Origin of the sequence: Anabaena lutea FACHB-196 (genome assembly GCF_014698305.1) — a bacterium.
In the GTDB taxonomy this organism is placed as follows: Bacteria; Cyanobacteriota; Cyanobacteriia; order Cyanobacteriales; family Nostocaceae; genus Anabaena; species Anabaena lutea.
Genome location: NZ_JACJST010000004.1, coordinates 81,577 through 96,028, shown reverse-complemented (window position 1 = coordinate 96,028; position 14,452 = coordinate 81,577). Strand labels below are relative to the sequence as shown.

The 14,452-nt window shown below is 39.3% G+C and carries 5 protein-coding genes and 1 pseudogene; 3 read left to right on the top strand and 3 right to left on the bottom strand.

All coding sequences use genetic code 11. The features are described from left to right. Positions 1-94 precede the first annotated feature (94 nt). Together H6G59_RS06135 and H6G59_RS06130 are read left to right on the top strand one after the other, a co-directional pair. Complete coding sequence (locus tag H6G59_RS06135; RefSeq protein ID WP_190712469.1) at positions 95-4,507, top strand: GAF domain-containing protein; 4,413 nt, start codon at positions 95-97, stop codon at positions 4,505-4,507. 179 nt (positions 4,508-4,686) lie between these two features. Then, positions 4,687-8,382, top strand: a complete 3,696-nt coding sequence (locus tag H6G59_RS06130) for a hybrid sensor histidine kinase/response regulator (RefSeq protein ID WP_190712467.1) — start codon at positions 4,687-4,689, stop codon at positions 8,380-8,382. Between the two features lie 212 nt (positions 8,383-8,594). On the opposite strand, the pseudogene H6G59_RS06125 reads toward H6G59_RS06130, so the two are convergent. The 3 genes and pseudogenes from H6G59_RS06125 to H6G59_RS06115 all read right to left on the bottom strand — a co-directional run bounded on the left by H6G59_RS06125 (position 8,595) and on the right by H6G59_RS06115 (position 11,839). After that, positions 8,595-9,540: pseudogene (locus H6G59_RS06125) on the bottom strand (ABC transporter permease). Positions 9,541-9,596: 56 nt separating this feature from the next. Then, the gene (locus H6G59_RS06120; RefSeq protein ID WP_190712465.1) at positions 9,597-10,679 is read right to left on the bottom strand and encodes a polyamine ABC transporter substrate-binding protein; all 1,083 of its coding nucleotides are present in this window, start codon (positions 10,677-10,679) and stop codon (positions 9,597-9,599) included. An 11-nt stretch (positions 10,680-10,690) separates the two neighbouring features. Next, positions 10,691-11,839, bottom strand: a complete 1,149-nt coding sequence (locus tag H6G59_RS06115; RefSeq protein ID WP_190712463.1) for an ABC transporter ATP-binding protein — start codon at positions 11,837-11,839, stop codon at positions 10,691-10,693. Between the two features lie 699 nt (positions 11,840-12,538). On the opposite strand from H6G59_RS06115, the gene mrdA reads away from it, so the two are divergent. Then, positions 12,539-14,356 (top strand): penicillin-binding protein 2, encoded by a 1,818-nt coding sequence (mrdA, locus tag H6G59_RS06110; RefSeq protein WP_190712460.1) that lies wholly within the window; start codon positions 12,539-12,541, stop codon positions 14,354-14,356. Positions 14,357-14,452: the final 96 nt, after the last annotated feature.

Below are 14,452 nucleotides of genomic sequence, written 5' to 3'. Positions count from 1 at the left end.
GAAAAGTATTAAACAGGGAATTATCATCTGTAAATTTAAGGTTTGCTGGCTCAAAAGTATCAAGTTATTACTAATAGTATTCAAGGAGATTCAAATGACAACTTTATATCAAAATAGTGAAGATAGAGGCAATATGTTTGCGGAAGTAGAAAACTCGGAAAAACAAAACGGTAACACCATAGTAAATGTTGGTAATAAGGATTTAACAGTATCCAATGCCATTACTCAGGAATTTAAAGTCTGGCGGCAACGATTTCAATACATAACGTCCCAAATGCGGCAAGTTCCAGATATGGAAACTTTACTGCAAGTAACATCTGCACAAATCAGAGATAAAATTGGTGGTGATCGCGCCTTGATTTATCAATTTACTAACTCTGATGCTGGAACTGTGTTAGCAGAATCAAGAACCACAGGTTGGACACCGTCTCTGGGCGAAAATTTACCAGCAATTCTGTTTGGCTTGTATACTAATCAAGATTATATTGAACCAATAGCCATTGATGACATTAATCAAATCCAAGCTACTCCCTATCAAAAGCAACTACTGGAGAAATTTCAAGTTAAAGCCAGTTTAAGTTTGCCAATTTTTATTGGTAGTAAAGTATGGGGGTTACTGGTAGTTCATAGTTGTGCTTCATCTCGTCAGTGGCAAGAGGCGGAAATCACCCTAATATCTCAAATCGCGACAGAAATTACCTACAGATTGCAGAGCTTTAAATTACAAAAAGAATTACAGCAGTCTACCTTAGCCAAGCAATCAGTAGCTAAAGTTATTAGTAAGATTTTGCAGCAGCCAGATGTTGATAAAATCTTTCAAACCACTACTCAAGAAGTCCGTCAATTACTGAAATGCGATCGCGTCGGTGTTTATCGCTTTAACCCAGATTGGAGTGGCCAATTTGTCTCAGAGGCAGTAGGTAATAATTGGACAAAAATTGTCACTGCTGATTATAAAATGGTTTGGGAAGATACCCACTTGCAAGAAACCAAAGGTGGTCGATATGCCAAAGGTGAAACCTTTGTTGTCAATGATATTTATAAAATAGGTCATGCTCAATGTCACATTGAGATTTTAGAGCAGTTTGACACCAAAGCTTATATCATTGCGCCCATTTTCTCTGGGGAAAAATTGTGGGGTTTATTGGCAGCTTATCAAAATACTGGGGCGCGGGAATGGCAAGACTGGGAAGTTAGCTTTTTAACTCAGATTGGCTTGCAATTTGGTGTGGCTATCTCCCAAGGAGAATATCTGGAACAAGTGCGAAAACAATCTGATCAACTAGCGCAGATTGCAAAACAGGAGAAAGCCTTAACTAAGATTGTGAACCGGATTCGGCAATCTTCAGATTTAGAAGAAATCTTCAAAACCACCACTCAAGAAGCCCGTCAAGCCCTAAAATGCGATCGCATCGCCATATATCAGTTCAACCCCGACTGGAGTGGCAATTTCGTCGCTGAATCAGTAGGATCTGGATGGGTAAAACTGGTAGGTTCTAGTATTAATACCCTGGTGGAAGATACCTTCTTACAAGAAACCAAAGGAGCGCGGTTTACTAAAGGTGAAAGCTTGTGGGTAAATGACATCTATCAAGAAAATATTGCCCCATGCTACTTGGAATTATTAGAACAATTTGAAACAAAAGCTTATATCAATGTCCCCATCTTTTTTGGAGATAAATTATGGGGATTGTTGGCAGCTTATCAAAATACAGGGGCGCGGGAGTGGCAAACCTCAGAAGTTAACTTTTTGACTCAAATTGCTTTGCAGTTTAACCTAGCAAAATCCCAGCTAGATTATCTAGAAACAGTACGTCTGAAAACTGAAGAACTAGCGCAGATTGCCGAACAAGAAAAAACTATTAACAAAATAGTCAGCCGTATCCGCCAATCTTTAGATGTCGAAGAAATCTTCAAAACTACCACTCAAGAAATCCGCCAAGCCCTAAAATGCGATCGCGTCGCCGTCTATAAATTTAACCCTGATTGGGGTGGTGAATTTGTATATGAATCAGTAGGTAGTGGTTGGACAAAAGTAGTAGGGCCAGATATCAAAACCGTTGTGGATGATACTTACTTACAAGACACAAAAGGCGGTAGATATGCTAAAGGCGAAACCTTTGTTGTCAACGACACCTATAAAATTGGTCTTGCACCTTGCCACATTGCCATCCTAGAACAGTTTGAAGCTAAATCTTATGTGATTGTGCCGATCTTCTTTGGTGAAATACTGTGGGGCTTATTGGCAGCTTACCAAAACACTGGCCCCCGTGAATGGAAAGAATCAGAAATCAGCTTTTTACAACAAATCGGACTGCAATTTAGCCTAGCCAAATCACAGTTAGATTATATAGAACAAGTACAATTACAATCTCAGGAAATCAGTCAACTGGCTGAACAAGAAAAAACAGTCAACAAAATAGTCAACCGCATCCGTCAATCTTTAGATTTAGAAGACATCTTCAAAACAGCTACTCAAGAAGTCCGTCAATCACTAAGATGCGATCGCGTTGCCATCTATCGCTTTAACCCAGATTGGGGCGGACAATTTGTCGCCGAGTCTGTGGCTAATGGATGGATGAGAGTTGCCACCTCAGACTTCAAAATGGTCTGGGAAGATAGCCACTTGCAAGAAACCCAAGGAGGTAGATATGCCAAAGGTGAAAGTTTTGTGGTTAATGATATCTATCAAGCCGGTCATGCTCAATGTCACCTGGAGATTTTAGAGCAGGTTGAAACCAAAGCTTATATCATAGTTCCTATCTTCTATGGAGAAAAACTATGGGGATTACTAGCTGCTTATCAAAATACTGGAACTCGTCAATGGCAACCCAGAGAAGTGAGCTTTTTAGAGCAGATTGGCTTACAAATTAGTCTAGCAAAATCCCAGATAGATTATCTAGAACAAGTACAGTCCAAATCTGAAAAACTAGCTCAGATTGCTGAACAAGAAAAAGCCTTCACCAAGATAGTCACCCGCATCCGTCAAGCTTCAGATATAGAGGAGACTTTCAAAAATACTACCCAAGATATTCGCCAACTACTAAAATGCGATCGCGCAGTCGTCTATCAATTCACATCTGATTGGGGTGGTGAATTTATAGCTGAATCAGTAGTTAGCGGTTGGGTGAAACTAGTCGGACCTGGTATGAAAACCGTATTAAATGACCCTTGCTTACAAAAAACCGAAGGCGGTCGATATACCAAAGGTACTACCTTAGTAGTGAATGACATTTATAAAGCCACCCTTGATGCTTGCTACATAGAGATACTTGAAAAATATGAAGCTAAAGCCTACGTTATTACTCCCATTTTATCTGGCGAAAAGCTCTGGGGCTTACTCGCAGCTTATCAAAACTCTGGAACCCGTGAATGGGAAGAATCAGAAGTTAACTTATTGGTGCGTATTGGCGACCAGTTAGGACTGGCTTTACAACAAACTGAATACTTACAACAATTACAAAATCAATCATCCAAACTATCAGAAGCAGCCCAGAGGGAAAAAGCCGCTAAAGAATTGCTACAACAACGTTCCATTCAACTGCTTAGAGCGATCGCACCTGCACTTAGTGGTGATTTAACAGTCCGCGCCCCAATTACAGAAGATGAATTAGGCACAATAGCTGACGCTTACAATGGGACTCTGCAAGCATTACAACAAATCGTTATTCAGGTACAAGCAGCTTCTCAACAAGTTGCCCAAACCTCTATCCATAGCAATTCTTCACTAGTCGGATTGACTGATTTAGCAAAAGAACAGTCTGACGAAATCACCCAAGCCTTAAGCGATATTCAACAAATGGTAGAATCTACCCAAGCAGTAGTAGCTAATGCCCAATTGGTGCAAGTAGCGGTACAACAAGCCAACAAAACTGTAGATTCTGGTGATACCGCCATGAACCAAACAGTCAACGCCATTCAAGCGATTCGTGAAACCGTCGCCCAAACCAGTAAAAAGATTAAACGCCTAAGTGAATCATCACAAAAAATCTCCAAAGTGGTGAACTTAATCAGCAACTTTGCTACACAGACAAACGTACTGGCTTTGAATGCTGCTATTGAAGCTACTCGCGCCGGTGAATATGGCAAAGGCTTTGCAGTGGTAGCAGATGAAGTGCGTTCTTTATCTCGTCAGTCAGCAGCAGCAACCATCGAAATTGAAAAATTAGTCCAAGAAATTCAAACTGAAACTGGGGAAGTAGCAGTGGCAATGGAAACAGGTATTCAGCAAGTAGTAGAAGGAACAAACCTGGTTAGTGCAACCCGCCAAAACTTAAACGCCATCGTTTCCGCAACTGCTGAAATTAGTCAACTCATTGAGCGTATTACTGAAGCAACCCAAAAACAAATGAGCCAATCTGTAACAGTAACGGCATCAATGAATGATGTCGCCTCAATTGCTAATAAGACCTTTGGTGAATCTCAAGAAATTGCTACTGTCTTCCAAAATTTATCAGGAATGGCACAAGATTTATTAACAACGGCTAGTAAGTTTAAAGTCAAATAATCCCGACTTTTCTAAGTGTGAGGTAGAACAGGCAATATTTACCTGTTATTGGCAGGCTGATCGCCTGCTCTACCCATTTTATCTATGGCTGGTAATTAAAAATTGAACATTGAAAATATACAATCCAACATTGGGATGAATTAACATCAACCAAAATCAAAAAAATAAACCAAAAGATTATGATTACAGACAATGAGATTCGGGAACAGGGCTATGCTTATTTTCTCGCTGAAACCCCAGAACTATTACAAGCAATTGAACAGGATTTATTTACTTTAGCCGAAAGTTATAGTATTGCTAAAGTTCATAATTTAATGCGAGCAACTCACACGATTAAGGGTGGAGCAGCTACTGTTGGGTTAGATACTATCAAAATGATAGCCCATTCGTTAGAAGATATATTTAAGGCTCTTTATAGTCCAGATGTAGTCATAAATAATGAATTACAAACACTTCTATTAGAAGCTTACGAATGTCTTCAGTTAGCTGTCACCGCCGAACTAACAGCAAGTAATATTAATAGCGAGGAACTTCTTCAGCGAGCAACTTCAGTATTTGCCCAATTACAAACAAAATTAGGTGATGCTTTTGGGTCTGAATCTCATATTCCAACTTCTGAAGAATTAGGATTTGATATTGTCCAGTCTATCTTTGAAGTAGGAGTAAAACAACGCTTAGAAACTATTTCTGAATCCCTGCTTAAGCCACTCAATAATGAAGAATTAATAGAGGTTTTACACTCCCAACTTGATGTATTTCTAGGTTTAGCAGAATCGTTAAATCTACCAGGTTTGAAAGAACTTGCTTGCACAATCATGTCCGCTTTGGAAGCCAATCCCCAAGAAGCGCGCCAAATTGCTGAAATCGCCTTAGCTGATTTACAAAAGTCACAGAAAGAAGTTTTAGCAGGCGATCGTATTTCTGGTGGTTCACCTTCTTTAGCTTTGCAAACACTGGCGAAAGTCACAAAACAGGAATCACCTATTACATCTCCTAATAGTTCATTAGTTAGAGTACCAAAAAACGAGTCATTCATTGTACCCACAACTAAATCTTTTGCTACCCAATTTTTCAGCCTGACAACCGAATTTTACCAATTTTTAATTACATCTGACGGCAAAAATAATGAGCATCTAAAACCAGCAAATGCCAAGTTTACTTTAAAAGTAATTCGCTACATTTTGGGCTGGTTTAATCACCAGCAAGACATACCAGAAACTGAACTGAGTTTAAATTTGCTGATTCCTAAAATCAGTCTCAATAATAATCCACTCAATTATATTAAAAGTTGGTTAGATCAATTTCTAGCTTTTGTCGAAGATGAAAAAGATAGCCATAACCTTTGTCTTTATCGCCGAGGTGTAGTTTTAATTATTCTCCTAGACTTAGCCAGATTTGAATATTTATCTGTAAAAAATGATGGTGTTATCTCTATCATCCAAAACCTAAAAAAGCAGATTCGTCAAGTAGGAAATGAATATAAAAATTATCCTCCAGTAACTGATCAAGAAAAAAAATGGCTTGATAAACCTAAGCTACAAGAATTGCTGGTTATCAAAGAAGTATTTCCTCCCATAGATCATCCCACTGATCATAGTTTACTCGAATCGATATGGGGAGGAGAAACTCTCTCAGACATGAGCAATGAATCTGTCATTACCCAGACAGTAGAAGATATTAAAAATGATCATTATTTAGAAAGTGTTACATCCTCAGTTGTCAGCGATCAGGTATTTACAAATATTCCTGAAGTAGGACTAGAAATTGTTGCTGATGATGCTAAAGAAGTTAATAGGCAAATAGAAGATAAATCCCTAAATTCTCCTAGTAAAAATTCTCGCCAACCTGCTTTTGTGCGAGTTGATGTAGATGGATTGCAACGTCTGAATTATTTAGCAGGAGAATTGCTAATTTACCAAAAACGTCGGACTTTATATGATGAACAAATTATAGACTTGATTGAACGATTAAGTCAGCAACTCAGCCAACATCAATCAGTTTTGAATCAATTGCGTGATTTGCCGTTACAGGGAAATAATTTTCCTACATACAACACACACAAAGTTTCTGCTGTGCAGTTTGATGCTCTAGAAATGGATGTATATACAGAATATCATCTGACATTACATGAAGCACTAGAAGAAACATTGCAACTACAAGAAACCGCTGAGTCGCTTGACTTACTCATGAGACAATCTACTCAAATTGGAGAGAAAAAACATAATTTAACTTTGAGCATCATAGATAATTTGGTAGATGCAAGGATGTTGCCTTTGGGAACTATCCTCAATCGCTTTCCGCAAATGGTGAATAAGCTAGGAAATGTTTATGCAAAATTCGTAGAATTAAAACTTACTGGTACACAAGTTCTTATAGATAAAGCCATTGCTGAAAAATTATATGATCCGTTATTACAACTAGTCCGTAATGCTTTTGATCATGGTATTGAAGCTCCACACATTCGCCGTGATCTTGGCAAAAATGAACAAGGTGTAATAGAAATTTGTGCCTACCATCAGGGAAGTCAAACTGTGATCGAAGTTCGGGATGATGGTCAAGGTTTGAACTTAGAAAGTATTCGTAAGAGAGCTATTGAACTTAATCTGATTCCAGGTGATGATGCTCAAGGATATTTGCATAATCCGACTGAATCTGAACTGATAGAAATGATGTTTTCACCAGGATTTTCTACTGCGGGTAGAGTAAATGAAATTTCTGGACGCGGTATGGGATTAGATATTGTCCGTACTCAGTTACACTCCCTCAATGGCTTGATTTCCGTTCAATCATCGCCTCATCAAGGAACAACATTCATACTTAAAATCCCTTTTTCTATGACCACAGATAAACTAATGTTAGTCCAGGCAGGGGGTGTTGTTTATGCCTTACTGCTAGATAGTATCGAAAAAATATTAATTCCCTCTGCACAGCAAATCAAAGAGTTTGAAGGCAAACAGATTTTGCATTGGCATTCAGGTGAGGACGAACAGATAGTCAGCCTTCTGAAACTGTCAAATTTGATGTATTACAATGGGTCACTAGTTGGCAGTTATTTAAACACTATACCCACCACTCCTGACACAGAAATAATGAAAAATCCTGTGCTTTTACTCCGGCGAAATCAGGGAGTTTTTGGTTTAGAGGTTGATCAAATTATTGGTGAACAAGAATTAGTAATCAGACCTTTAGGAAATGCCATTACTCCACCAAAATATATTTATGGTTGTAGTAGCCTCGCTAATGGCAACCTCATCTTAGTAATTGATGGGACTCTGCTTGTAGATTCTCAGCAGATGCAGGCTACACTTGATGTCAGGAGACTGCCAACAAGTCCTGTATCTAAAAAACAAGCCTTGCCTATGTCGGAGGATACTATTGAATCTACACCTCTACTAGCTGCATCTACTCCCAAAAATAGTAGAGAAACTCAACCAATTTCTCATGTAGGAATAACTAACAAATTACCAAAAGTAGTTTTGGTCATAGATGATGCCATTAGTGTCCGACAAACTATTTCTCTGACTTTACAAAAATGTGGTTATCAAGTAATACAATCACAAAATGGGGTAGAAGCGCTAGATCAGTTGCATTTACATCCAGAAATTGAAGTTATCATCTCTGATTTAGAGATGCCACGCATGAATGGATTTGAATTATTAAGTAATATTCGTCAAAACCCAGATTTAGCTAAAAAACCAGTAGTGATTCTCACTTCTCGCAGTTCAGAAAAACATCGTCAACTGGCTCAAGAATTGGGTGCAACTGCTTATTTAACTAAGCCTTATTTAGAGAATGAGTTTATCTCTACTGTTAATCATTTAGCGAACAGAGGTATGGAAGATTTAAATCAGGTAACAATGACAGTAGCTAGATAAATATCTGACAAATCACAAAAAGGTTGAATATAGCGTTTCCTAGTCTAATGAAGTACAAAATCATCTGCGTCTATCTGCGTCCATCTCCGTTTAATTGTTACTGCTTGTACCTCACTTAAATGGGAATTGCTATATTTCCTTGTGTGTCTACTTTTGACTCTTATCCCCATCTGCCTCCGGTAAAGAATTTCCAGATTTTCGATTTTTGCAGATCATTGTGATTGTTTGGGTTTGACTTCACCAAATTTAATCAAAAGTGCGATACCTTCGGTAAGCTACCGCTAACGCAATACTGACAACCATAATCAACGTCATACTCAAAGCTGAACCAAAACCCCAATTTTGAGTAGCTCCCAGAAACTGATTATAAACTAACCTTGCTGCTGTCATACTCGAAGCACCTCCCAACAATTCTGGATCAATAAAATCCCCTAGTGCTGTAATAAATACCAAAAGAGAACCAGCAGCGATACCGGGAAACACTTGAGGTACAGTTACTTGCCAAAAAGTTTGGATGGGATTTGCACCCAAATCAGCTGCTGCTTCTAACAATTGCTGGTCTAGTTTTTCCAAAGAAGCATACAACACTAAAACCATATAAGGTAATAAACTGTAACTCATGCCAATTAATACCGCTGGATTGCGGTTAAGCAATTCTAAAGCTGGTAAACCTACACTGGTGAGTAAACTGTTTAATAATCCCGTTGGACGCAAAATTGTAATCCAGGCATAAGAACGCAGTAGGGAAGAAGTCCATAAAGGCAAGACAAAACCTAATAGCAGCAAATTTCGCCAGCGCTTTGGAGCTATTTGAGCAATCCAATAAGCAACAGGAAACCCTAAAATTAAACAACTAATGGTAGTACTAATTGCCAAAAATAACGAATGAAATATGACTTTTAAATAAATTGGTTCAAGGATGCGAATGTAGTTATTCAATCCACTGGGATTTACCAAATCTCCTGGTCGAATATTTGGCACTAAACTCAACTGAAAAATTATTAATGTTGGCAACAACAACAATAATAATAACCAAATTCCAGATGGTGCAAGTAGCGCCAAAGGGGGAAGCAAATTAAAACGATGGCGTTCTAACTTCTGTGATTTAGCTATATTGATAGAAGAGTCTAGTTGGGAATTATTACTTTGAATAGGCACAGCCTGATACCAATTTTAGATTTAAGAGCGAGAATATAGATGTTTACTTCTTGACTTTAAGCTAGTAATTGAGTCCAGTAGCGGTCATAAACTTCTTCAAACTTACCGACAGGAGTCAATCTTTCACACTTTTCTAAAAGTGATGCTGGAGGAAATAAATTAGTATTATCTTGAAGCTGTTTTGGTAATTGCTCAAATCCCGCACGATTGGGAGTAGAAATATTTAGTCTTTCACTGATTTGAGCCGCAACTTCTGGTCGCAAAATCAAGTTAATCCAAGCATAAGCTCCAGCGACATTAGGAGATGTTTTAGGAATTACAATAGTGTCTGTCCATAAAGAGGAACCACTACGAGGAATTACAAATTTCAGCTTGGGGTTTTCTTTAGATATCTTCACTGCATCAGCAGAGTAACACATAGCTAATAATAAATCTCCTGCCAGAATTTGATTTTTCCAAGCATCAGTATCAAAAGCAGCAATTGCCGGTTTGAGTTCTTTCAATTTCTCATAAGCTTGTTTGATTTCTGTTTCATTTTCTGAATTATAGGAATAACCTAGCATCCGCAAGGTTGCACCGATTACCTCCCGCACATCATTAAGTAAAGTCATTTTCTTCTGAAGTTTATCTTTATTTTGCCAAAGATATTCCCAATCTTCTGGTGCAGTTGGAAGTTTTTCCGAGTTGTAAAGTAAACCCGTTGTTCCCCAATTGAAGGGAATACTATAACCGTTAGAAGGGTCATAACTAGGATTCTGAAATTGTGGGAATAAATTGCTTAACCCAATTAAGCGTTCATGATTGATGGGAGTGAGCAAATTTTTATCTACCATCTTCTGCACCATGTAATCAGATGGATAAATAATGCTGTAAGCGCTACCACCTCCAGCTTGTAACTTAGCCAGCATGACATCATTAGAATCATATACATCCGCCGCTACTTTCATGCCAGTTTGGGCAGTAAAAGTGGATAGTAATTCTTGATCAGTATACTGCGTCCATGTATATAAATGTAGTTCGTCGCTTTGACCTGAACCAGTGTAATTAGCGCCTACATTAGCTAATCTCCAGCCACAACCACTTAAAGAAAGGCTAGAAAGCACCGCCATTTTTTTCAGAAATTGCCTTCTGTTAGTCATTAGTTATCAAATTATGAAATGTTGGTTCTTGATTCTTGACTAATAGCAATACAGTCAGTTTCTGCCCACCAAATATAAATGGGTGTGTCACGGTCTGGTAAGCTACCAAAGGTATTGGGTTGTAAGACATTGATATTTATGCCGTTGACCAATTCCACAACATAATTAATATGAGTACCCAAATACATGACATTGACTAGCCTACCTTCAAAGCAGTTTGTGGGCAGATTCGGTTGATAAAGGGAAATCTGAATTTTTTCTGGGCGGACACTGATGACTACTGCTTGTAATAATTCAGTTGGTGTATCTTCTAAACGTGCGGTGACAATAGAGAGTCCGGTTTTTGTCAAAATTTTCACCCATTCTGGGTCTACCGTCGTGATTTCACCGCTGAATAGATTTGTATCGCCAATAAAATCGGCAACAAAGGGTGTGTGGGGATGTTCGTAAATTTCGCTGGGAGTCCCAATTTGCTCAATTTTGCCTTGATTCATAACGGCGATGCGATCAGATAAGCATAGTGCTTCTTCTTGATCATGTGTCACCATCACAAATGTTAATCCTAAATCTTTGTGTAAATTTGATAACTCAATCTGCATTTCTTTGCGGAGTTTGAGGTCTAATGCTCCCAATGGCTCATCTAGAAGTAAGACTGCGGGACGATTCACCAAAGCTCTAGCTAAGGCTACCCGTTGCTGTTGACCACCAGAAAGTTGAGAGGGTAAGCGCGATCGCAAACTTTCCATTTTTACGAGCTTTAAAGCTTCTATGACTCTGCTGTCAATTTCTGACTTGGTTAATTTTTGCAATCGCAGTCCAAACGCGATGTTATCCCACACATTGAGGTGGTTAAACAGCGCATAGCTTTGAAAGACAGTATTTACAGGTCTTCGGTAAGGAGGTACATTGCTCATCGACTGACCTCGAATTAACAACTTACCTGCATCAACTCTTTCAAATCCAGCAATTAAGCGGAGTGTGGTTGTTTTACCGCAACCAGAAGGGCCTAAAATACTGAAAAATTCTCCCTGTCTCACATCCAAGTCCACGCCATGTACAGCTGGTTCTTGGTTGAAAAATTTGAATACGTTACGCAGTTCAACATCAAGTGGTTGAAAAGACGTTACACTCCTCTGATTTTGCATCACAGTTTGAGCCATATTCTTCAGTAGAATGCCCTAATTGTAGAAAACTTAAGTTTTGCTATGTAGGGTGTTAAGCAGACTACAGTCCATACTTGGAATTGTATTCCGCAAAAACACTCTTATTAGAAATATACTTTCTATTGTTTCACCCTGGATGCTGAGTAGCATTTTCGGTTATAAATTCTGTCTGTTCAGGTTTCCGGGAGCGATCGCTAGGAGTAGTAGTAGTGAGTAGCCATCATCAACTGAAAACACAAGAACAAAGGATTGATGTAGATCCTAGTGCTAACATTATCAAATAAGCATTGCCAAATTTTGCAGCAGCATATTTCATAACCTTTACCTGGTAAAGGTTTTAGATTTTCAATTTCCAGTGTTTCTTTTATGTCAGATTTAAGTGCAGAATGCGCCCATGAGAGGCTCATACAGCAGATTTCAGGTTGCAGGAGGTACAAAATTTAAGAACAAAGTCATTTAACGAAGGCAAGAGGCAGAAGGCCGTTTTTGTAACGGGGATTTATACCTCACTCCAACAACTTTGGACGAAGTCCGGTTTGAGACCCGATTGTTTCGATAACAAAAGAGTTCCCTGCGGTATCTTGCACCTGAGCAAAACATTGACAGAAGTGATGGAGTATAGTATTGTCTCCAATCAGTTTGACATCTTAACAAAACACTTGCGTATATTAATAATTGTAAAATTCTCTTAAGCTTATGACCCTATTTCAACCACCTGTACTGGGCGGACAAAACAATACACGCACAGTCGGGCGTAATTCTCAATCAATATTTTTAATTATATTCACTTTATTGATGACATCTGGAATAGGCGCTCGTTTAGCTTATTTGCAAATTATTGACGGCTCAAAACTCCGACAACGTGCGGAGTCCAACCGGATTCGCATGATTTACAAACAACCAGAACGGGGCAATATTTTTGACCGCAATGGCAAACTGTTAGCTACTACTCGCTATCCTCGCTCAGTGTATTTGTGGCCTATGGCACATACTAAACCCTCTTGGTCTGTGGTGGGACCTCGTTTGAGTCAACTGCTCGATATCCCCCAAAAGGAGATGGAAACTCAACTAGAACAAGCAGGAGCTAACTCATCTACCCTGATTCGGATTGCTCGTGACTTAAATGAAGCACAAGTCACAGCTTTAAAGGAATACGAAAACGAATTGACAGATGTAGAAATAAATACAGAAGCGGTACGTTATTATCCCCAAGGTAGAGAATTGGCTCATGTCATCGGCTACACCCGTGAACTGACAGCAGAACAGCTAAAAAAACGAAAGTCTGAAGGCTACCGTTTAGGAGATGTAATTGGTCAGATGGGTGTAGAAAAAGCTTATGAGAAAACTCTCCGAGGTGAATGGGGTGGTCAACAAGTAGAAGTAGATGGTGCAGGTAGACCGCTGCGGGTATTGGGAGAAAAACAGGCAAAACCTGGTAATGATTTACACTTGACTATAGATGTAGAACTGCAAAAAACTGCCGAAAAAGCTTTAGGTAAACGCAATGGGGCAATAGTGGCACTTAACCCCAATAACGGTGAGGTATTAGGCTTGGTATCCCATCCTACGTTTGACCCCAATATTTTTTCTAAACAAACACTCTCTCAAAAAGACTGGAAAACCGTCCAAGGAGAGGATCATCCTTTGGTAAATCGGGCTTTGAGTGTCTTTCCTCCTGCTAGTACTTTTAAAATTGTTACCACAACTGCGGGACTAGAATCGGGTAAATTTTCTCCCAACACAGTGCTACAAACCTATGGTTCTTTGACCATTGGTGGGACAAGGTTTGGTGAGTGGAACCACGCCGGATTTGGTCCATTGGGTTTTGTGGGAGCAATGCAATGGAGTAGTGATACATTCTTTTATCAAATTGGTAAAGGAGTAGGTGGTCCCAAATTGATTGAATGGACTCGCAAATATGGATTTGGTGAAAAAACGGGCTTTGAGTTCTCCACAGAAGAAGCAAAAGGTTTAGTTCCTGATGAAACCTGGAAACAGAAAGTTTGGAAAATGCCTTGGACTGTAGGCGATTCTATTAATATGTCAATTGGTCAAGGTGCTTTACAAACGACTCCTCTACAAGTGGCTGTGATGTTCGCTGTACCTGCTAATGGTGGTTATCGGGTGCAGCCTCATTTACTCAAAGACAATGGCGACGCGAAAAAATGGCGCAAATCTTTAAATATGAAACCGACAACCATCAAAATACTCCGTGATGGACTACGGAAAGTAGTATCTGAAGGTACAGGAAAGGCTTTGAATAAACCCACGATTCCCCCAGTAGCTGGTAAGAGTGGTACAGCTGAAGCTTGGAACCGTGGAGTGAAAGAAAATCATGCTTGGTTCGGTGCTTATGCACCAGCAGATAAGCCGGAAATCCTCATTGTTGCTTTTGCTGAACATTCTGGTGGTGGTGGTGGTAGTGTTGCTGCACCCATGATTTTAGAAGTTATGGAAGAATATTTTGCCCGTAAGCATTCAGGTAAGTATCAAAAACCAGAGACTAAGCATTAGGTAGATGGGGATGGGGTGACGCGGGGACACGGAGATAGGGGGACGCGGAGATCTCACAAGGGTAGGTATTTTACATTGTCGTGAGGGCAAGGCTTG

Coding starts and splice junctions, on each gene's coding strand:
- H6G59_RS06130 (WP_190712467.1), top strand. CDS start 4,687: ATGATTACAGACAATGAGATTCGGGAACAGGGCTATGCTTATTTTCTC.
- H6G59_RS06120 (WP_190712465.1), bottom strand. CDS start 10,679: ATGACTAACAGAAGGCAATTTCTGAAAAAAATGGCGGTGCTTTCTAGC.
- H6G59_RS06115 (WP_190712463.1), bottom strand. CDS start 11,839: ATGGCTCAAACTGTGATGCAAAATCAGAGGAGTGTAACGTCTTTTCAA.
- mrdA (WP_190712460.1), top strand. CDS start 12,539: ATGACCCTATTTCAACCACCTGTACTGGGCGGACAAAACAATACACGC.
- H6G59_RS06135 (WP_190712469.1), top strand. CDS start 95: ATGACAACTTTATATCAAAATAGTGAAGATAGAGGCAATATGTTTGCG.